At 72.9% G+C, this 20,207-nt stretch carries 15 protein-coding genes and 1 pseudogene; 7 read left to right on the top strand and 9 right to left on the bottom strand.

What is annotated here, in order from left to right:
• Window positions 1-162: 162 nt before the first annotated feature.
• From AC07DI_RS16135 to AC07DI_RS16125, 3 genes are all read left to right on the top strand, one after another.
• On the top strand, window positions 163-4,092 hold the full coding sequence (locus AC07DI_RS16135; RefSeq protein WP_478904925.1) for a wHTH domain-containing protein: 3,930 nt from the start codon (window positions 163-165) through the stop codon (window positions 4,090-4,092).
• Window positions 4,093-4,403: 311 nt separating this feature from the next.
• Window positions 4,404-5,927: a glycosyl hydrolase family 18 protein gene (locus tag AC07DI_RS16130; protein ID WP_478904924.1), complete on the top strand. Its 1,524-nt coding sequence runs from the start codon at window positions 4,404-4,406 to the stop codon at window positions 5,925-5,927.
• Window positions 5,928-6,179: 252 nt separating this feature from the next.
• Window positions 6,180-7,481, top strand: coding sequence for a phosphatase PAP2 family protein (locus AC07DI_RS16125; RefSeq protein WP_478904923.1), 1,302 nt, complete (start codon window positions 6,180-6,182; stop codon window positions 7,479-7,481).
• Window positions 7,482-7,507: 26 nt separating this feature from the next.
• Here the strand turns inward: AC07DI_RS16125 and AC07DI_RS16120 are convergent, their stop codons facing one another.
• A complete protein-coding gene (locus tag AC07DI_RS16120; RefSeq protein WP_478904922.1) occupies window positions 7,508-8,533 on the bottom strand; it encodes a DNA topoisomerase IB in 1,026 nt (341 codons plus the stop codon).
• A gap of 144 nt (window positions 8,534-8,677) precedes the next feature.
• Between AC07DI_RS16120 and AC07DI_RS16115 the strand changes: the two genes are divergently transcribed.
• Together AC07DI_RS16115 and AC07DI_RS16110 are read left to right on the top strand one after the other, a co-directional pair.
• Complete coding sequence (locus AC07DI_RS16115; RefSeq protein ID WP_478904921.1) at window positions 8,678-9,166, top strand: DUF5709 domain-containing protein; 489 nt, start codon at window positions 8,678-8,680, stop codon at window positions 9,164-9,166.
• A gap of 87 nt (window positions 9,167-9,253) precedes the next feature.
• Entirely contained in the window at window positions 9,254-11,779 is a 2,526-nt protein-coding gene (locus tag AC07DI_RS16110; RefSeq protein ID WP_478904920.1) for an ATP-dependent Clp protease ATP-binding subunit, read from the top strand.
• Window positions 11,780-11,816: 37 nt separating this feature from the next.
• Here the strand turns inward: AC07DI_RS16110 and AC07DI_RS16105 are convergent, their stop codons facing one another.
• The gene (locus AC07DI_RS16105; protein ID WP_384248355.1) at window positions 11,817-12,125 is read right to left on the bottom strand and encodes a hypothetical protein; all 309 of its coding nucleotides are present in this window, start codon (window positions 12,123-12,125) and stop codon (window positions 11,817-11,819) included.
• A gap of 9 nt (window positions 12,126-12,134) precedes the next feature.
• Window positions 12,135-12,524, bottom strand: a complete 390-nt coding sequence (locus AC07DI_RS16100) for a DUF3140 domain-containing protein (protein ID WP_478904919.1) — start codon at window positions 12,522-12,524, stop codon at window positions 12,135-12,137.
• Between the two features lie 78 nt (window positions 12,525-12,602).
• On the opposite strand from AC07DI_RS16100, the gene AC07DI_RS16095 reads away from it, so the two are divergent.
• Window positions 12,603-13,103: a DUF1360 domain-containing protein gene (locus tag AC07DI_RS16095; RefSeq protein ID WP_478904918.1), complete on the top strand. Its 501-nt coding sequence runs from the start codon at window positions 12,603-12,605 to the stop codon at window positions 13,101-13,103.
• Between the two features lie 62 nt (window positions 13,104-13,165).
• Here the strand turns inward: AC07DI_RS16095 and AC07DI_RS16090 are convergent, their stop codons facing one another.
• Window positions 13,166-14,824 (bottom strand): catalase, encoded by a 1,659-nt coding sequence (locus tag AC07DI_RS16090; protein WP_478904917.1) that lies wholly within the window; start codon window positions 14,822-14,824, stop codon window positions 13,166-13,168.
• Window positions 14,825-14,983: 159 nt separating this feature from the next.
• Entirely contained in the window at window positions 14,984-15,253 is a 270-nt protein-coding gene (locus AC07DI_RS16085) for a DUF6480 family protein (protein ID WP_478904916.1), read from the bottom strand.
• A 208-nt stretch (window positions 15,254-15,461) separates the two neighbouring features.
• Between AC07DI_RS16085 and AC07DI_RS16080 the strand changes: the two genes are divergently transcribed.
• Window positions 15,462-16,271 carry an SDR family oxidoreductase gene (locus AC07DI_RS16080; protein ID WP_478904915.1) on the top strand — a complete coding sequence of 270 codons (810 nt, stop codon included), beginning with the start codon at window positions 15,462-15,464 and terminating at the stop codon, window positions 16,269-16,271.
• A 19-nt stretch (window positions 16,272-16,290) separates the two neighbouring features.
• Here the strand turns inward: AC07DI_RS16080 and AC07DI_RS16075 are convergent.
• The 4 genes and pseudogenes from AC07DI_RS16075 to AC07DI_RS16060 form a co-directional block, all read right to left on the bottom strand.
• Window positions 16,291-17,048: pseudogene (locus AC07DI_RS16075) on the bottom strand (glycosyltransferase family 2 protein); the annotation flags it as partial.
• Window positions 17,049-17,092: 44 nt separating this feature from the next.
• A complete protein-coding gene (locus AC07DI_RS16070; RefSeq protein WP_478904914.1) occupies window positions 17,093-17,986 on the bottom strand; it encodes a glycosyltransferase family 2 protein in 894 nt (297 codons plus the stop codon).
• Window positions 17,983-19,017: a glycosyltransferase family 9 protein gene (locus AC07DI_RS16065; protein ID WP_478904913.1), complete on the bottom strand. Its 1,035-nt coding sequence runs from the start codon at window positions 19,015-19,017 to the stop codon at window positions 17,983-17,985. Before AC07DI_RS16065 ends, AC07DI_RS16070 begins: the two co-directional genes overlap by 4 nt.
• A complete protein-coding gene (locus AC07DI_RS16060; RefSeq protein WP_478904912.1) occupies window positions 19,001-20,038 on the bottom strand; it encodes an NAD-dependent epimerase/dehydratase family protein in 1,038 nt (345 codons plus the stop codon). The genes AC07DI_RS16065 and AC07DI_RS16060 overlap by 17 nt, the downstream gene beginning before the upstream one ends.
• Window positions 20,039-20,207: the final 169 nt, after the last annotated feature.

Genomic DNA, 20,207 nt, shown 5'->3' with positions numbered 1-20,207 from the left:
ATGCCGTTCATTGGCGCCCAGTTGGAGCGCTGCCGCTATCTGACGTCCCATGGAATCACGCGCACCGGCACGCCCGCAGGCTCCTACACTGACCGCACCGTCGCAGTGGCACGAGCCAAGGCGCAGGAGCCAGGGCGGACGAGCCGGGGGCAGGGGACGAACGTGCAGGGTGAGACGTGGAACTCGGTACGCGACTCGACGGTGGGCCACCTGGTCCAAGCGCACACCGTCGTCTTCCAGGGCGCCCGGCCCGACGACGACCTGTCCCCCTCCCCCTCCCCGGTGACCGGCCCCTGGGTCGACCTGGCCGTCAACTCCACCGTCTGGCACCACGTTTCGGGACGCCGTGACGCGGGCCTCTTCCAGCAGTACGTCGCGGATGTCGTCGCGGTGCAGGACCGGACGCGGGACGCCACGCGAGACGACGCGGGTGCCGATCCCTGGCAGGACGACGACGCCGTGCGGCGGTTCGTGGGGGCACTGGAGTGGCTGCTCGGCGAGCCCGATGCCGCACGGGAGCTGGACCTGTATCCGGCGGAGGCGGCCCTGCTCGTCCTCGTCCCGTTCCTCCACCGGATGCGGTGCCTGCGTCTGACGGCCACGCTCGCCCCGGCCGTCGAGCCGAACCGCCTCCGGCCGAGCCACCACGGGCCGAACCCGCTCGGGCGGACAGCGGCAGCGAACCCGGCGCGATCCGCCTTCGAGGCGTTCGCCGACAGCCACGACCTCCTGGCCGAGCGCGGCCGCCGGCACCCCGACGCCGAGGGGCCCATCGGCTGGTGGCTGTTCCACCGCTGGCTCGCGGAGAGCGAGGAGATGTCCGATCCCGCTGTGGTGGGCGGGTTCCTGCGGGACATCGGCGAGCCGACGGAGGCCCTGGGCCAGGTGCTCGACCCCCACCGCGTGGCCCGGCTCCTGCACGGCCTTCGCGTCGGCCCCGGCGTCTGCGACCCCGAACACCTCGGCGCCCTCCCCGTGGACGACGTGGTCCGGGCCCGGCGCGGCGGGCCGCAGCGTGTCCGGGACCAGCGCCTGGCCCTCCTCCTCGCGCTGGCGCACGGCATGAGCCGCGAGATCACCGCTCTGCCCAGCATCGTGGTGGAGCACGTCGGGATTCCGTTTCCCGTCGACCCGGCGGAGGTGCGGCAGACCTTGGCCGCCTCTCGGTGGGGCGGCTCACCGGAGCTGCCGGTGCTCGTGGCGCGGTGCGGGCACGAAGCCGTCGTCGAGGGTCTTCGCGGGTATGTGGCCTACGTCGACGGCCTGTTGGCGACCGTCCGCAACACCGTCCACGAACGCGTCAACCAGCCCCTGCCACCGCTGCCCGCCCGCCTCTCCGCCGAAGGAGTGCGTCCGGCGGAGGACGTCTTCAGCGGCTGGGCGGCCTTCCGCTTCGACGAGCGCCGGGTGCGTGAGCACTTCACGGGCATCCAGCTCTACAAGGAGCCCGAGCTCGCCGTGCGCGAGCTGTACCAGAACGCCCTGGACGCCTGCCGCCACCGCCGGGCCCGCACGCAGTACCTGGACCGGTCCGGGCGGTCCGGGCCGTCCGGCGGAGCGTCCGGCGCCTACGAGGGCCGCATCGCCATGGAGCAGGGCACGGACGCGGAGGGCCGCGAGTACGTCGAGTGCCGTGACAACGGGGTCGGCATGGGTGAGCAGCAGCTCCGCGGTGTCTTCAGCGAGGGAGGCTCGCAGTTCGTCCGCGAGCGGCACTTCACGGCTGAACGCGCGCGGTGGGCACAGGTGCGGCCGCCGGTCGAGTTCCACCCGAACAGCAGGTTCGGCATCGGTGTGCTCAGCTACTTCATGCTCGCCGACGAGATCCGCGTACGGACGTGCCGGATGGATTCCGAGGGCCGGCTCGGGCCACTCCTGGAAGCCCGCATCTGCGGTCCTGCGCATCTGTTCCGCATCGTCCGGCTGCGGGACCGCGGGGACGAGGCCGGCACCCAGGTCCGGCTGTACCTGCGGCGGCGACAGACCGAGAGGGCCTGGTCGTGCGTCGACGCCCTCGAACGCGTCCTGGGCATCGCCGAGTTCCCGACCGAGGCGGCGCACGGGTCCCGGCTTGCCCGGTGGGAGGAGCACCGCCTCAAGACCCGGAAGGCGCCCGCCCGCGAGCAGTACGGCATGGACGCGCACGGCGCGCTGGTGCCGTGGCGCCAGGCTCCCGAGGGGGTGCAGGTGATCTGGTGCGAGCACGGGGGCGGGATTCTGGTGGACGGCCTGGTCGTGCAGCCGGAGGTCCGCCGCGGAGTGCTGTCGAGCGACGCCTGCGGACTGACGGGCGCGGTGGTCAACCTGACCGGGGCCCGCTCGCCCCGGCAGCTCTCCGCCGACCGGCGCACGCTCCTGGACGACATGGCAGGCCAGCTCGGTGCCGTACTCGAACAGGCCGCGTCCGCCCTGGTGGCCGAGGACGGGCCGCTGCCCGATTACGCGTGGCTCTGCCGGGTGGCCGACCGGAGCATGCTGCTGGGCGACCTCCTGACGACAGCCGCTGCCGACGCCGGACGGCACGTGGAGTTCGGGAACCGGACGCTCGACGTGGCACGGGCCGGGTGCTTCATGGCCGACCCCAAGGTCGTGCCGGAGCTGTTCGGCGAACGGCGCGGCGAGGACCGATGGAGGCCCGACCCGTGGAAGAGCCCCCATGGGCACGCGCCCGACGCCGTGCTGCTGTGGCGTCTGCTGGCCCATCGCCCGAACCCGCTGCTGGCCCAGCTGGAGGAGGCGTGCCCGGATCTCGCCGAGGTCACGTCCGTACTGCCCGCCCTGCCCTCGGACAGGGACTTGCTGACCGCCGCGGCGGGCGACGATGACGATCTGTACTGGGGTTGGTCCTCGGACGTCGAATTCATCGTCAACCATCTGCACGACATGTCCGAGGCCACCGGGAAGGCCTTGCCCGTTCTGGTGTGCAGGGCACGGCAGTTGGGCGCTCTGCCGGACCGGCGAACGGCCACCTTCGACGAGCTGATGCGGGAATCGCACGGGCCCTCCCCGGACGTCAGGGCCCTCGCCGACCAGTGGCGCGAGTACGGCATCCGCGTACCGGAGGCATACGTCGGGCTTGCTGCCGCGGCACAGCACGACCCGGTTCTGCGGCGCGATCTCGGGGAAAAGGCGGACGCCTACGGCTGGGTGGACCCCGACGAGGCCGTCCCGGCCGGTCACATCGCGAAGGCGGCCCTGTGCCTCGGCCTCCCGGTGAGCGGGGTCTGCGCGCGTCTCACCGCTTGCGGGCTGCGTGTCGATGCCGCGGGGCTGCCGGAGCGGCCGGGCGCCGATGTGGCCGTCCTGCTCAGCCGCGACGCGAACAGCGTGTGGCCCTGGCTGGACCGCTCGAAGGAGGTGCCGCCCGGCCACGTGCTCGCCGCCGCGCGGGTACTGCGGTGTTCACCGCACGAGATCAAGCACCGGCTCGAAGGGCTGGGATTCGTCCCTCCGTCGGTGTGGCCCGAGGACGCGAGCGCCGATGACGCGGCCGTTCTGGTCGCCGAGAGGTACGGGCCGCTGTTCCCGGACGAGCCGGTGCTCTATACGCATGTCTTCGACGCGGCGCAACATCAGGACTGGCCGCTGCGGCGAGCGGCCGACCGGCTGCGCGCCTACGGATTCGACGTTCCCCTGCGGCCGCCGCTCCGTTTCGATGCTCTGGACGGGCAGTTGCTGTGTGTCGACATGGAGGACTGCCCTCTCATATGGACCAACGTCACCACCGCCGACGCCATGCCGTTCGCCCACGTGATGGCGGCGGCGCGCGATCTGCCGGCGCCCTATTCGGCATCGGTCCTGGTGGAACGGCTCACCGGCTACGGCGTCGCGGTCTCCTGCCCCGACGTTCCGCAGGGCCTGTCCTACGCGCGGGCCCTCGACCTGCTGCGGATCATCGATGACAGCGACATGTTCCTCACCATCGACTGTGAGATCGACCTGCACGACCTCCTGGAGAAGGCGGAGGCCTTGAAGGCGCCCGTCGCCCAGGTGGCCCGCTGGCTCCAGGAACTCGGCCTCGGCGTCCCTGATATGGCCCGGCTGCTCCGGGAGGCCGCCGTTCGGGTCCCCCGGCCGCTCGGCGGCGAGTAGACGCACCGGGACACCTGCGCCCACCCCAGCCACCCGGCCACCCGCACCGCCCGGACCACCGGATTCGTCGGCAAGTGGTACGACCACCCATTCCGACCCCGGCGCACAGGGACGAGCCCGAAGCGCCCGTCTGACCAGCGCCCCCGCGCCATGCGCCCCCGCAGGCCACCGTCCGGCACGCCGCCGGCCGCCCAATTGGTCTAGTCCTTACTTGGTTCAGACCATTGACATGTCTCTGACCACAGGGCTATTCCGTAAGCAACCCCAGTGCGTCACACCTGAGTTGACGCCCCCTCTCCTCTTGGATGGCCATGAGACGTATGCGCTCCCTCCGTGCCGCTGCCACCGCGGTGGCCACCGCAGTGGCCGCTCTGGGCCTCACCGCGGTCTCCGGTGCCCCCGCCCAGGCCGCGACCCCGCTCCCCGCCCATGTCTTCGCCCCCTACTTCGAGTCCTGGACCGGCGAGAGCCCCGCCGCGCTCAGCGCCCAGTCCGGGGCCAAGCACCTGACGATGGCGTTCCTCCAGACCGCGTCGAAGGGCTCCTGCACCGCCTACTGGAACGGCGACACCTCGCTGCCCGTCGCCCCGGCGTCCTTCGGCGCCGACATCAAGACGATCCAGGGGCGCGGCGGTGACGTCATCCCGTCCTTCGGCGGCTACACGGCGGACACCACGGGAACCGAGATCGCCGACAGCTGTACGGACGTCGACCAGATCGCCGCCGTCTACCAGAAGGTCATCACGACCTACGACATCCCCCGACTCGACATGGACATCGAGGTCGACTCCCTGGACAACGCGGCCGGCATCGACCGGCGGAACAAGGCGATCAAGAAGGTCCAGGACTGGGCCGCCGCCGAGGGCCGCAAGCTGGAGATCTCGTACACCCTGCCGACGACGACCCACGGCCTCGCGTCCAGCGGTCTCGCCGTGCTGAAGAACGCCGTGGCCAACGGCGCGCGGGTCGACGTCGCCAACCTCATGACGTTCGACTACTACGACAACGCCTCCCACGACATGGCGCAGGACACCAAGACGGCCGCCCAAGGTCTGTACGACCAGCTCGCCAAGCTCTATCCGGGCAAGAGCCCGACGCAGCTCTGGGCGATGATCGGCGTCACGGAGATGCCCGGCGTCGACGACTTCGGCCCGGCCGAGACCTTCACGCTCGCCAACGCCAGGGACGTGTACGACTGGGCGGTCGGCAAGGGGATCAACATGATCTCCTTCTGGGCGCTTCAGCGCGACAACGGCAGCTGCCCCGGCGGCGCCGCCGCGGACAACTGCTCCGGCATCGAGCAGAACACCTGGGACTTCAGCCACATCTTCGCGCCCTTCACCAGCGGCGGCACCGTACCCAGCGACGACTTCTCGGTGTCGGCGGCTCCGGCCTCCGGGACGGTCAAGGCCGGCGAAAGCACCACCGCCACGGTGAAGACCGCGGTGACCTCGGGCAGCGCCCAGACCGTCAAGCTCACCGTCAGCGGCGCGCCCGCCGGTGTCACCGCCTCCCTCAGCCCCACCTCGGTCACGGCCGGCGGGACCTCGACGCTCACGATCGGCACGACCGCGGCGGTTGTGAACGGCACGTACAAGCTGACGGTCAACGGCGCGAGCCCGTCCGCCGCGCACTCGGCGACGTACTCCCTGACCGTCACCGGCGGCAGCGGCAACCAGTGCACGGCGGCGCCCTGGGCGAAGGCGACGGTGTACACCGGGGGCCAGCAGGTCTCGCACAAGGGCCACACCTGGAAGGCCAAGTGGTGGACGACGGGCGAGGAGCCCGGCACCACCGGGGAGTGGGGCGTCTGGCAGGACCTCGGCGCCTGCTGAGCGGTCCGCCGGGCCGGGGCTCTCGGCCGCCCCGGCCCGGCGGCCGTCTCCGTGCACCCGTGACCAGCGGAACCGGCCGCGTTGCGCCAATGGGATGATCGGCTCTCGACCAGTGCCCTCGGAAGTGCCCTGGTGGCCCGTCCCCCATCGGTAACGACTAACAAAACGGTTAAGTAATTGATATCCAAAGCGTCACGGGTGTGCTCACGAACAGACAGCGGAACCAGCCATACCTCGCGGCCCCGGACACGAGTGGCCCTGTGGACCGCGGCCGGCGCGGTGGCCCTCGCGTTCCTCGTCGGCCTTGAGATCGCCGCGCGTCATTACGGCGGTCAGCCGGGACCGCTCACCAACCAGATGAGCGAGGTGATCCTCCCCCCGAAGCCGGGGCCGCTGTACGGGGGGCTCGCGCTGATGATGGTGGTACTCACGTGGCGTGAACGGTTCATCGCGGCGGGAGCGGCGATCGGGATCGACGTCGCCTTCCTCCTGGTGCGGTGGGCGGCGGGCCTCCATACGCCCGATGATCGGCTCTTCGGCAACGGCGCGCTGTGGGTGATGCTGGGCTGCGCGGTCATCGCGCTCACGCGCCGCACCGGAGCGGACCGCGTCCTGCTCCTGAAGGGCGTCGGCCTCGGCCTGCTCCTCGTGGCGGGCCGCAAGGCGGGCGACACCTGGCTGCTGATCACCGCCAAGACCCGCCCGAGCGTGCTCGACCCGTACGTGGCCACCGCCGACCACGCGCTCGGCAACCCGTCGTGGGTGGCGGGCCGCCTCCTGCGGGCCACCGACCCGATCGGCACCCATCTGCTCGACCTGGTCTACGCCCAGCTCGCGGTGGCCGCGATCGTCGTCGCCCTGTACCAGTTGCGCAACGTGTCCGGCGAGCGCCGCTTCCCCCGCCACCACCTGGTGCGCACCTTCCTGGTCATCGGCGTCGTCGGACCAGGCATCTACATGCTCTTCCCGGTGGTCGGCCCGATCTTCGCCTACGGTCCCGGCACCTCGGGAACCGGCGGCGTGCAGTGGGCGGTGGCCGACCTGTGGCCGCACACCCCGCCCGCGCTCACCGCCCCGCACCCGGTGCCGTACGACGGGATCACCCCGCGCAACTGCGTGCCCAGCCTGCACACGGCGTGGGCCACCGCGATCTTCATCCACTCGCGCAAGGGCCCGAGGCTGCTGCGGTACGCGGGGACGTTCTGGCTGGCCGCCACGCTCGGCGCGACGCTGGGCTTCGGCTACCACTACGGCGTGGACCTCATCGCCGGTGTGGTGTTCGCGCTCACCGTGGAGGCGGCGCTGCGCACGTTCGACCGCGGCTGGGAACCGTCGGGGATCCGCCTGGTCGCCTACGGCACCATCGTCTTCGCCGCGCTCCTGGTGTCCTACCGGTTCCTGCCGATGCGGATGGCCGGGCATCCGTGGGTGTTCGGCCCCCTCCTGCTGCTCCTCATGGCCTCGGTGATCTACGGCTACGTGCGGACCGTCGGGCCGTGGGAGCCGAAGGCCGCGCCCACCGTGCGGCCGGAACCGCAGCCCGCACTGATCTGAGAGCCTGAGGCGGTCCTGCGGCCGTCTCACGTGAGCAGTCGCAGGACCGCCTCCTCGGTGGGCCCCTGCGTCGCCGGATGGCCGAACGCGGCGCCGTCGCCCAGCGCGTCCAGGGCGCCGACGATCGTGCGGCCCTCGTCGAAGAGCTCGATGACCCGGGGGTTGATGTACGAGGCCCGGCACACCGCGGGCGTGTTGCCGAGGTACTGGCTGACCTCGCGGACGGCCCGGGTGACGGCGCGTTTGCGGGCGGCCTCGGACTCGTCCGCCACCCGGACCGACACCGCGAGGGCGACCGCCGCGAGAACGGTGGCGTGCCAGGTGCGGAAGTCCTTCGCGGTGATGTCCGTACCCGCGCGATCGCGCAGGTACTCGTTGAGCTCGGTGGCGTGCAGCTCGTGCCAGACGCGGCCCTGCCGGTACGCGAACAGGCGGGGGCCGCCGCCGTCGCGGCGCAGCAGGGCGCGCAGGACCCGGCAGGCGGGCGGGTCGACGAGGGCGCGCGTCTGCGTCTTGGAGTACTTCGCCGGATATGTGAGGCAGACCTCGCCGGAGCGGCAGGACGCGTGCTCCTTGAGCAGGGTGGTCAGTCCGTAGGTGCCGTTGTCCCTGCGGTAGGACTCGTTGCCGATGCGGAAGAAGCCGAGGTCGAGCATGCGGACGGCGCAGGCGAGGACGCGTTCGCGGCTGAGGCCCCGGCCGCCGAGGTCCTCGCTCACCTGCGCGCGCACCTTGGGGAGTACGGCGGCGACCTCCAGGACGTGGTCGTGCTTGGCCAGCTCCTGCTGCGCGCGGAACCGCGGGTGGTACAGGTACTGGCGTCTGCCCGCGGCGTCGGTGCCGACGGCTTGCAGGTGGCCGTTGGGCCAGGGACAGATCCAGACGTCGCGCCAGGCCGGCGGGATGACGAGTCGGCGCAGGCGCTCCTTCTCCGCGGGGTCGGTGACCGGGCGGCCCGAGGCATCCGTATAGCGGAATCCCTTGCCCGAACGGACGCGTCTGATTCCGGGGCCTTCGATGTGGCTCGTCCTCAGTCGCCGCTTCTCACGCATGTCCCAGGAATGCCCCCAAAGCACCGCGGCAGGCATCCGGACTGCGCGTTTGGCGGAGTGTGCCGCGGGCACTTCGAGGACCGACGCGCGACGATCGGAGGGCGAAGCGCGATCTCACGAGAACCACGAAGCGCGAGGTAGTTCATGAGCGACCAGAACATGGCGGACGACGCCTACCAGCCCACCGGCAGCAACGAGGAGCAGGAGGACGCCTCCCCGCTGGACCTCCAGGACGCGGTGGACGAACGTACCTACGACGACATGCTCGACGAGGGCTACTCGCCGCCCGAGAAGCCCCTGGGCGTCACCAAGACGGGCACCACGGCGGCCGAGCAGCACGAGGGCGAATCGCTCGACGAGCGCCTGGAGCAGGAGGTCCCCGACGTGCAGCCGCCCGTCGGTGACGGCGTCGGCGACCTGCCCGACGGCGAGGGCGAGCCCATCGACCCCGAGTCGGGCGAGCGGCGCGCGGGGCGGCTCGTGGCGCCGGACGAGGGCGCCCACGAGGACACCACCAAGGAGGTCGTCGCCACGGACGAGGGGATCGACGGGGGCGCGGCCGGGGCCGAGGAGGCCGCGATGCACATCGTCTCCGACGAGGACCTGCCGCCGGCGCCCGGCATCGGGGTCTGACGGGGCGGGCGACGGGGCCCGGGGGCGGGCACGACACGACCACGCACGAGGGTGTCCCGGCGGGCCGGGGCGCCGGAACGGATGGCTATGAGCAGCGGTTTCATCGGGTCCGAGGGGTTCGGGCAGGACCCCTTCGGCGAGCTCTTCGCGCGGTTCCTCGGCAGCGGCCGACGGCAGATCGACATCAGCCGCCTGATGAGCGGCCCGGCGCGGGAGCTGGTGGCCGCCGCTGCCTCGTACGCGGCGGAGCACGGCAAGAACAACCTCGACACGGAGCATCTGCTGCGGGCGGCGCTGACCATTGAGCCGACCCGCGCCCTGGTCGCGCGCTCGGGGGCCGACCCGGAGCAGATCGCCGAGGAGATCGACCGGCACTCGGCAGAGACCGAGGGCGCGGTGCCGACCCAGGCGGTCGCGCTCACCCCGGCCGTCAAGCGGGCGCTGCTCGACGCGCACGAGGTGGCGCGGGCCGTCGGCGCCGGGTACATCGGCCCCGAGCACATCGTCATGGCGCTGGCCGCCAACCCGGACTCCGCGGCGGGGCACATCCTCAACGCGGCCCGCTTCGACCCCGGCCCCGCCCCGCAGCCGCCGCCCGGCCAGCCGAGCCCGCCCGAGCAGCGGAGCGGGGGTGGCGGCGCGACGCCCGCCCTCGACCAGTTCGGGCAGGACCTGACGGCGCGGGCCGCGGAGGGCCGGGTGGACCCGGTCATCGGCCGGGAGGAGGAGATCGAGCAGACCATCGAGGTGCTCTCCCGGCGCGGCAAGAACAATCCGGTGCTCATCGGTGACGCGGGCGTCGGCAAGACCGCCGTGGTGGAGGGCCTCGCCCAGCGGATCGCCGACGGTGACGTGCCGGAGACCCTCGCGGGCCGCCGGGTCATCTCGCTCGACCTGTCGGGGGTGGTGGCGGGCACCCGCTACCGCGGCGACTTCGAGGAGCGGCTGAACGGCATCATCGACGAGGTACGCGCCCACTCCGACGAGGTGATCGTCTTCATCGACGAGCTGCACACCGTGGTCGGGGCGGGCGGCGGTGGCGCGGAGGGCGGCTCGATGGACGCGGGCAACATGCTCAAGCCCGCGCTGGCCAGGGGCGAACTGCACGTCATCGGCGCGACGACCCTCGAGGAGTACCGGCGGCACATCGAGAAGGACGCCGCGCTCGCCCGCCGCTTCCAGCCGATCCTGGTGGCCGAGCCCTCGGCCGCGGACGCGGTGGAGATCCTGCGCGGCCTGCGCGACCGCTACGAGGCGCACCACCAGGTGCGCTACGCCGACGAGGCGCTGCTCGCCGCCGTGGAGCTGTCCGACCGCTATCTCACCGAGCGTTTCCTGCCCGACAAGGCCATCGACCTGATGGACCAGGCGGGCGCGAGGGTGCGGCTGCGGGCCAGCACCAAGGGCACCGACGTACGCGCCCTCGAACGCGAGATGGAGCAGCTCGCCCGGGACAAGGACCAGGCGGTGGCGGCCGAGCAGTACGAGCGCGCCACCGAACTGCGCGACCGCGTCAACGACCTGGCCCGCAAGATCGGTGCCGGGCGCGGCCGTGAGCCCGGTGACGGGCAGATCGTCGAGGTGAGCGCGGAGGACATCGCCGAGGTGGTGTCCCGGCAGACCGGCATCCCGGTCAGCACGCTCACGCAGGAGGAGCGGGAGCGCCTGCTCGGCCTGGAGGACCATCTGCACCAGCGGGTCGTCGGGCAGGAGGAGGCCGTCGGCGCCGTGGCCGAGGCGGTCCTGCGCTCCCGCTCCGGTCTGTCCAGCCCCGACCGGCCCATCGGCAGTTTCCTCTTCCTCGGCCCCACCGGGGTGGGCAAGACGGAGCTGGCGAGGGCGCTGGCCGAGGCGCTGTTCGGCAGCGAGGAGCGGATGGTCCGCCTCGACATGAGCGAGTTCCAGGAGCGGCACACCGTCAGCAGGCTCGTCGGGGCGCCGCCCGGATACGTGGGTCACGAGGAGGCGGGCCAGCTCACGGAGGCCGTCCGGCGGCACCCGTACTCGCTGCTGCTGCTCGACGAGGTGGAGAAGGCGCACCCCGACGTCTTCAACACCCTGCTCCAGGTCCTCGACGACGGGCGGCTCACCGACGCCCAGGGACGCACGGTGAACTTCACCAACACCGTCATCGTGATGACCAGCAACCTCGGTTCCGAGGCGCTCACGGGGCGCGGCGCGACCCTCGGTTTCCGGGCCGACGGGTCCGAGGCCGACGAGGAGGCGCGGCGCGAGCAGGTGCTGCGGCCGCTGCGCGAACACTTCAGGCCCGAGTTCCTCAACCGCATCGACGAGGTCGTCATCTTCCGGCGGCTGACGGACGAACAGCTGCGCCAGGTCACCGAGCTGCTCCTGCAGGAGACCCGGCGCCGGCTGCACGCCCAGGACATCACCATCGAGTTCACCACGGAGGCGGTGGACTGGCTGGCCCGGCGGGGGCACCAGCCGGAGTACGGCGCGCGTCCGCTGCGCCGCACGATCCAGCGCGAGGTGGACAACCGGCTCTCGCGGCTGCTCCTGGACGGCCGGCTCGGCGCGGGCAGCCGGGTCCTGGTGGAGGTCGAGGACGACGGCCTGAGCATCCGGCCCGCGGCGCAGGACCCGGCGCGGTGACGGCCCGGCCGACCACCGGGCCGGACCGGGCCGGCGGTCACGGGCGGGGGTTGGTGCGCCGCCAGGGCGGCCGGGCGTCGGCCCCCCTGCGTCCGGCGACGGAGGCGCACCGCGGGCAGAGTCGCTGGACGCGGTCCGCGGCGCCGCCCGACTCGGGGATGACGTCCGTCCACGGCACGTGCGGGAAGCGGGTGAGCAGGGACTTGCTGAGGGAGAGCCCGCAGACGCTCTCGTTGCGGCCCGGCTCCCAGGCGTGCGCCTCACCGGCGGGCAGTCGCCGCCGTCCCTCCTCCTCGTCGGTCCACTGCCCGGAGGCCGCCACCGCGTATCGCGTGCGCGCCGCCACGGCGGCGCGTCACCGGTGCCGGGCGCGGTCGGCGCCGTCGTCGGAGGAGAGCGGCCTCAGCGGGTCGTGGCCGAGGGTCATCAGCCGGTGGCGCCAGTGCGCCTCGCCCGCCGTGGGCTCCATGTCGGCACCCCGCTCGGCGGTGACGGTGTCGACGACCTTGCGCATGACGCGCAGGTCGTCGGGGGTCAGGTCGACGCGGCGCTTGCCGAGGATCTCCAGGACGCGGCGGCCGTTCGGGGTGCCCGCCCGGTCCGGGACCTCCTCGGTCTCCTCGCCCGCGAAGCGGGTCTTGAGCCAGTCGCCGAGTTCGCGCGAGGTCATGTTGACCACCGTGTGGAACTCGTCCCACAGTCCGTCCTGCGGTCCCTCGGGTGCGGTTCCGGGCATGTCCGTCATGATCACTGATTCCTTCCGTGCACAGGGTTTGTCACGCTGTCGCGTCCGTTCCGTCCACTACTGCCCGCTGGAGGCGGCATGACCACCGAAGAGCCCATGGGGCAGAAGTACGACGAGCGGGGGGCCGTGCCCCTCGGGGGGTACGCCGCCGTGGCGGCCACGTTCGCGGCGGCGACCGGGGCGTTCCTGGTCGTGGCGCGCCGGCGCGGTGTCGTCCTGCCGGAGCGGGTGCCGCCGTGGGATGTGGCGCTGCTCGGCGTGGCGACGTACAAAACGGCGCGGCTGCTCACCAAGGACAAGATCACCAGTTTCCTCCGGGCGCCCTTCACCCGCAGGAGCGAGGACACGACGGCGGGCGAGGTGATGGACGAGCCGCGCGGCAGCGGCGTCAGGCTGGCGGTGGGCGATCTGGTGTCGTGCCCGTTCTGCGTCTCCGCCTGGACGGCCTCGGGCCTCCTCGGCGCCTATGTCCTCGCCCCCCGCGGCGCCCGCCTCGTCACCACCGGCCTCACCGCGATGACCCTCGCCGACTGGCTGCAGTACGCCTGGGCGTGGACGCAGGAGAACGCGGAGAGCTGAGAGCCAGTCCGTGAACCCGCGGCCGGCCTCGTCGTACGGCCGGCCGCGGGCGGGCGGGGCGCTCAGCGGGTGACGACGTGCCGCTCGTCGGGAACGCAGTGCGTCATCGTCAGGCCGCTGACGTCGCGCGGCGGGTTCTCCCCCAGGTTGGCGAGGCGCTTGCGGTCCTCCTCGGTCAGCTCCTGGCCCGCCAGCGGCTTCAGGTGCGCGACGTCCCGCGCGGCGATGCCGAGGCCTTCACCGATCCTCAGGCCGAGATCGTTCTCGACGAGGAGGAAGTGCCAGACCATCCGCTCCTGGACCGCCCGGTCGCACTGGGACAGCATGCCGGTGAGATTGTCCACGAGATCGTCGCGCTCCCACTGCTCCATCAGGAGGTAGCGCTGGCCCGCCTGGAGGTAGTCGTTGGTGCGCGGGATGCGCTTGCGGGTCAGCCTGCCGTGGATCTCCGGGCCCACCTCGTCGTGGGTCGGGTACCGCGCCTCGCGCAGGCCGCCGGTGATGGACGGCTCGTAGTTGACGATGGGGTTCTCGCCGCCGCCGTCGACGTGGTACGTCATCAGGCCGTCACGCTGGTTCGTCCGTACGGCGGCGTTCTTGGCCTGGTTGACGGGGAGTTGCAGGTAGTTGGGGCCGACGCGGTAGCGCTGGGTGTCGCTGTAGGAGAAGGTGCGGCCGACCAGCATCTTGTCGTCGGAGAAGTCGAGGCCGTCCACCAGGACGCCGGTGCCGAAGGAGATCTGCTCGTTCTCCGCGAAGTAGTTCTCCGGCATCCGGTCGAGCACCATCCGGCCGACCGCCTTCGGCGGGAAGTCCTGCTCGGGCCAGGTCTTGGTGTCGTCGAGCGGGTCGAAGTCCAGTTCGGGGTGGTCGTGGTCGTCCATGACCTGGACGAGCAGTTCCCACTCCGGGTGGTCGCCGCGCGCGACGGCCTCGTACAGGTCCTTGGTGGCGTGGCCGAGTTCACCGGCCTGTACGTTGGCCGCGTCCTCCTCGGTCATGCTGCGGACGCCCTGCTTGGGCATCCAGTGGTACTTCACCAGCAGCGAGTTGCCCTGCTCGTCGACCCACTTGTACGTGTTGACGCCGAAGCCCTGCATATGGCGGTAGTCGGCCGGGATGCCGCGCGGGCTGAACAGGTTGACCAGCATGTGCATGGACTCGGGCGTCTGCGACATGAAGTCGAAGATCCGGCGCGGCTGCTGCTCGTGGGTGACCGGGTCCGGCTTGAGGGCGTGGATGACGTCGGGGAACTTGATCGCGTCCCGGATGAAGAAGACGCCAAGGTTGTTGCCGACGAGGTCCCAGTTGCCGTCCTCGGTGTAGAACTTGACCGCGAAGCCGCGCGGGTCGCGGGCGGCTTCGGAGGAGTCGCGGCCGCCGATGACGGTCGAGAAGCGCACGGCGACGTCGGTGCGCTTGCCGCGCTCCTGGAAGAGCTTGGCGCGGGTGAAGCGGGCGATGGGCTCGTCGCCGAAGGTTCCGTACGCCTCGAAGTAGCCGTAGGCGGTCACGCCGCGCGCGTGGACGACGCGCTCGGGGATGCGCTCGCGGTCGAAGTGGCTGATCTTCTCGAGGAACTGGTAGTTCTCCAGCGTCGCGGGGCCGCGGGCGCCGACGGTGCGCTGGTTCTGGTTGTCGTAGACCGGGTGGCCCTGCCGGTTGGTGAGCGTCTCCCGGCCGTCGTCCGGGGCGGGGCCCTTGCTCGATACATCCGTCACGTTCGTCGACTCCTTCGGCCCGAATCTGTTCGTTTTGCTCGGGTTCACAACGCTATGCGAGGTTTCGGTCGAACGAGGGGTGGAGCGGGCCCGCCCGGTGGGCGCGTCGTCCGCGTGGCGTCACGGCGCGTCGCCCACGTGGTGTCACCGCGCGTCGGCTCACCGCAGCAGGACGAGCGCGTAGACGAGGAAGAACGCCGCGACCAGCACCGCGATGCCGATGATCAGACCCAGCGGCCCCTTCGCCCAGCCCTTCGGCGGATTGTGCGTCTCCTCGGGTCCCGCCCCCGGCATGCTGCTCTCGGCGGGCGGCGTCTCCCCCGGCGGCACGCCCCCGCCGGGTTCCAGTCCTGTGGCGTTCCCGGGCTCGGGGTCCGGGTCCGGCGGTTCGGGGTCCGGGGTGGGGTCCGGGTGTCGGGGAGGAGTCATGTGATCCAAGTTCGCACGCACGGTGCGCGCGCACCTCTCCACCACGACCGAACCGGTGCGCGCGGGGCGGTTGCGGCGCGCGCTCCGGGCGACCCGGGGACGTACGTGGCCGAATCTGGACACAGGACGCCGGGTGAGGGGCCCGGTGGACCCGCCGTACGCCGCCCCGGTGCCCGACAGGACCGGGCGCGACACCCAAGGAGGTTTCATGACCGACCGCACCGCTTCCGCCGCCGGAGCGGCCGTCGTCACCGGCGCCGACTCCGGTATCGGCCGGGCCACGGCCGTCCGGCTCGCCGAGGCCGGGATGGACGTCGGGATCACCTGGCACAGCGACCGGGAGGGCGCCGAGCGGACGGCCGAGGAGGTGGAACGGCACGGCCGGCGCGCGGCCGTCGCCCAAATGGACCTGACCCGGCTCCCCGATGCGGCGCAGGTGGTCGACGAGCTCGCCGAACGGCTCGGCCGGATCGACGTCCTCGTCAACAACGCGGGTACGGGCACCGCGACCCCGTTCCTCGATCTGCGGCACGAGGACGTCGTACGGGTCCTCGACGTCGACCTCGTCGGCCCGTTCCTGTGCGGCCAGCGCGCCGCGCGCCGCATGATCGAGCAGGGCGACGGCGGCCGCATCGTCAACGTGACCTCCGTGCACGAGCATCAGCCGCGCGTCGGCGCCGCCCCCTACTGCGCCGCCAAGGGCGGACTCGGGCTGCTCACGCAGGTGATGGCCCTGGAACTCGCCGAGCACGGCATCACCGTCAACGCCGTCGCGCCGGGCGAGATCGCCACCCCCATGACCGGGCAGGAGGACACCGACGTGCACGAGGCGCGACGCCCCGGCATCCCGCTCGGCCGTCCCGGTGACGCCCGGGAGATCGCCGCCGTCATCGCCTTCCTCGCCGGGCCCGACGCCTCGTACGTGACCGGCGCGTCGTGGGTCGCGGACGGCGGCATGGTGCAGATGGGGCCGCAGGCCGGTTCCCACCTGCGCAGCGACGAGTGGCGGCGGCCCTGACCCGCCGTCGGGGCCCCGCTCAGCCGACGTAGCGGCGGGCCGTGGAGTGCCGGCGCGCCTCCTCCAGAGCGACGAGGCGCGCCTCGATCGGGGCGGGGACCGGGGAGCGCTGCCTGAGCACCCAGGGCAGCCCCGCCACCGCGTGGCCGACGGCGCGCAGGGACGCCCGGTCGCGCGGCACGGTGCGCAGCAGCTGCCGGGTGCGGCGCAGCGCCGAGGGCCAGGGGCGGCGCAGCCAGGTGAACCACAGGGTGTTGCGCAGGCCGAGGACGCGCCGGTCGGTGCTGTCACGGAGCTTGGAGGCCGCGTGGTGGATGGTCAGCTCCGGCACGTAGGCCAGCCAGTGCCCGCGCGTCAGCAGGTCGGTGGCGAGGAGCTCCTCCTCCCCGCCGAGCCACAGCCCCGGATGGAAGCCGCCCGCGTCCCGGAAGGCGTCGGCACGGATCACCGTGGCGGCGGCGAGCCGAGGGCGGGGCCGGGCAGCCAGTCGGGGCCGGAGAGCGGCGAGTCGCGCAATTCGGCGACCACCGGGTCCTCCTCCCCGGACGGCTCGACGACGATGCGGGCGGTCACGGCCGCGAGCGGCGGGTGCGCGTCCAGGAGGTCCGCGGCGCGCCGCGGGGAGCCCGGCTCCCACCAGGTGTCGTCGTCGCAGAACGCCACGTAGGGCGTACGGACGTGGCGGACGGCGAGGTTGCGCCCCACGGCCCCCAAGTTGCGGCCCGGGCAGAGGAGTTGCACCTCGGGGAAGAGCCGCTGGACCGCCTCGGCCGTACCGGTCCGTCATCTGCGCTGTTCCTGTGGGTGGTTGGGGGTGGCGGTTACGAAGGGGCCCGGTCGAGGAGGCGGGCCGCGCTCTCGATCCGGGCGGGCAGCGGCTCCCTGGCCCTGAGCGCGGCGGGCAGCCGGGCGAGCACGCCGCCGAGGGCCTTCCCCGCGTCCCGTTCACCGCGGGCCGCCGCCGCGGCGAGGTGCGCGGTACCCCGCAGGGCCACGGTGACGGGGCGCCGGAGCCAGGCGGTGAGCAGGGCGTTGCGCCGTTGCACCGCGCAACGGCCGGGCCGTGTGCGGGGGCCCGGGTGGTGATGCGCCGTCACGGAGGGCTCGTACGTCACGCCCCAGCCGCGCGCCGCCAGATCGTAGGCGAGCAGGGTCTCCTCGCCGCCGAAGAACAGCACCCGGTGGTAGCCGCCCGCGTCCAGGAAGGCCCGGCGCCGGGTGACGGCCGCGCAGGCGAGGAAGCCCAGGACGGGGCGGCCCGGCAGGTCGGCGGCGGGTGGCAGGGGCGAGTCGGCGAGTACGCGGTTGAGCGGGTCCTCGCGGGCCCCGGGGCCGACCAGGGTGCGGGCGGCGATGAGGCCGAGGCGCGGGTGGGCGTCGAGGAGGTCGGCGGCGGTGTCGAGGGCGCCGGGGGCCCACCAGGAGTCGTCGTCGCTGAAGGCCACGTACGGCGTGGTGGCGTGCCGCACCGCGAGGTTGCGGCCGAGCGCTCCGGTGTTGCGTCCCGGGGCGACGACCCGGGCACCGACGGCGTGGGCGCGCACCGCGTCGGCGGTCGCGTCGGTGGAGCCGTTGTCCACGACGATGACGGGCGGCCGTTCGGGCAGTGCGGCGAGCCGGTCCAGGGTGCGGAGCACGCTCTCGCGGCGGTTCCGGGTGATCACCGCCACGGTGGTGCGCGGGGAGCCCGCGGTCACGTGCTCTCCCGCGTTCACGTGCTCTCCTTCAGAAGTTTCCGCACCGCGCGCACCACGTCCTCGGGCAGCGCCTCGGTCGGTCCCGGCCGCCCGGTGTCCGCGCCGGTATCGTCCTGGCCGCCGAGGAGGACGGCGGGCACGCCGTAGGGGCTGCGGCGCTCCGCGGGCACGGACGGGGAGCCGACGGAGACGACCGGGGTGCCCGTCGCGGCGGCCAGCTGGGCCGGTCCCGTGTCGCCCGCGACGACGACGTCCGCCGCACGCAGGATGCCCGCCAGGGTCCGCAGGTCCGTGCGGTCGCCGAGGTCGACGGCCGTGTCGCCGCCGACCCGCCGGGTCAGGGCGGACTCGGCGGGGCCGCCGGTGACGATCACGCGGTGTCCTGCGTCGGCGAGCAGGGCGACCGCCTCGGCCGCGTGCTCGGCGTCCCAGGCGCGGGCCGCGGCCCCGGCGCCCGGGTGCAGCACCACGTAGGGGCCGTTGCCGGTGAGGCCGGTGGTGTCGGGGGCCGGGAGCACGCGGAGCCGCCCGTCGTCGCCGGCCCCCGGCAGGAAGCCCAGGGCCGCGGCCGTGTCCAGCGCGGCCTCGGCGTCGTGCCTGCCGGGCAGCCGCAGGTGGGGTACGTCGATGAGGCTGCCCGCGTGGTCGGCGGTGTCGGCGCCGATGCGGGGGACGTGCGCCATCCGCAGCAGAAGCGCGGTGGGCAGCGGGCTCTGCGCGAAGGGGGTGACGATGAGGGCGACGTCGTACGCCGCCTCCCGCACGCGCCGCACCAAACCCTCGACGTCCGCCTCCTCCACCGTCGGCGGGCGGGTCCCCGCCCAGGGCGCCTCCCAGACGACGACCTCGTCGACGTGGGGCAGCAGCTCGGCGGCGGGCGCGCCGCGCGGCCCGCACAGCATCGTCACGTGGTCGGCGCCTGCGGCGACCGCGCGGACGGCGGGGCCCGACAGGAGCACCCCGCTCATGCCGTCCAGGCAGACGACGAGCGCCTTGCCCACGGAGGCCGCGAGGGCGCCGCCCCGCACGGGCTCACCAGGAACACGCATGGCGTACGCCTCCCTCGGCGCCCGGCGCGCTCCTGCTGCCGCTCTCCCGCCCGACGAAGTCGGCGACGGTGCGCCTGAGCCCCTCCTCCAGAGGGACCTTGGGCGTCCAGCCGAAGAGTTCGTGGGCGAAACCGGTCGCGGGGGCGGGCGGCTCGGCGTTCTCAGGGCTCTCGGGATTTTGACCGGTGTTCTCGGTGTTCTCGGTGTTCCCGGCGGACGTCCCGGTGTACTCCAGGCGGGCGTCGGAGCCGGTCAGGTCGAGGACCCGGCGGGCGATCTCCGCCACGGTCGGCCCGGGGTCGCCGCCGATGTCGACCGGCCGCACCGAGCGGCTCGCGGCCACCAGGAGGACACCGTCGACCGTGTCGTCGACGTAGCAGAGCGAGGGCCTGCCGCTGCCGTCGCCGGGCACGGTCACCGGTCCGCCGCTCAGGGCCTGCCGGATGAGCGCGGGGATCATCCGGCCGTCGGCGGGCCCCATGCGCGGGCCGTAGGCCGGGAAGACGCGCACGATACCCGCGTCGGCCTCGGTGGCGCTCACGAACGCGGTGGTCAGCGCCTCGGCGAAGCGCTGGGAGTCGCCGGGCGGGTCGCCGTGCAGGACGCAGGTGGAGGCGAGCAGGAACCGCGCGCCGTCCCGTTCGGCGACGGCGAGGGCGTTGCGGGTGCCGAGGCTCGCGGCGTCGAGTGTCTCCAGAGGGTACGCGAGGGCGTCCGCGGCGGGGCAGGCGGAGTGCAGTACGAGGTCGTAGGGGCCGGGGAGGGCTTCGGTGAGGTCCGCGCCGGCGAGGTCCGCGCCTGTCAGGTCCGGGGACAGGAAGCGGAATCCGGGGCGGTCCGTCAGGTGTGCGACGTTGCGGGACGAGCCTGTCGGCAGATCGTCCACGCAGTCGACGTCCACCCCGGCGTCGAGCAGGTGCTCGCACAGGTGCGAGCCGAGAAAGCTCGCGCCCGCGGTGACCAGGGCCTTCTTCCACGGAGGAGGCGGCTGCGGCGCCATGGAGAACATGGTGGGCGTCATGGGCGCAACCTTCCTTCCGCCGTCACGGGATGATCACTGTCTGCGAGGAGGGCTCCGGTCGGCCGGGGCCCCGCGGAGCACCGATGCGTCTGGTGCCCAGCCGTCCCGGCCGTATCCGTCCCGGTCGCATTCGTCCCGGCCGTATCCGTCTCAGCCGTATCCGTCCCCG

The organism is Streptomyces sp. NPDC044106, assembly GCF_056433985.1.
Note: the sequence above shows the minus strand (reverse complement) of the source record. Positions and strands in the feature narration are given on the sequence as shown.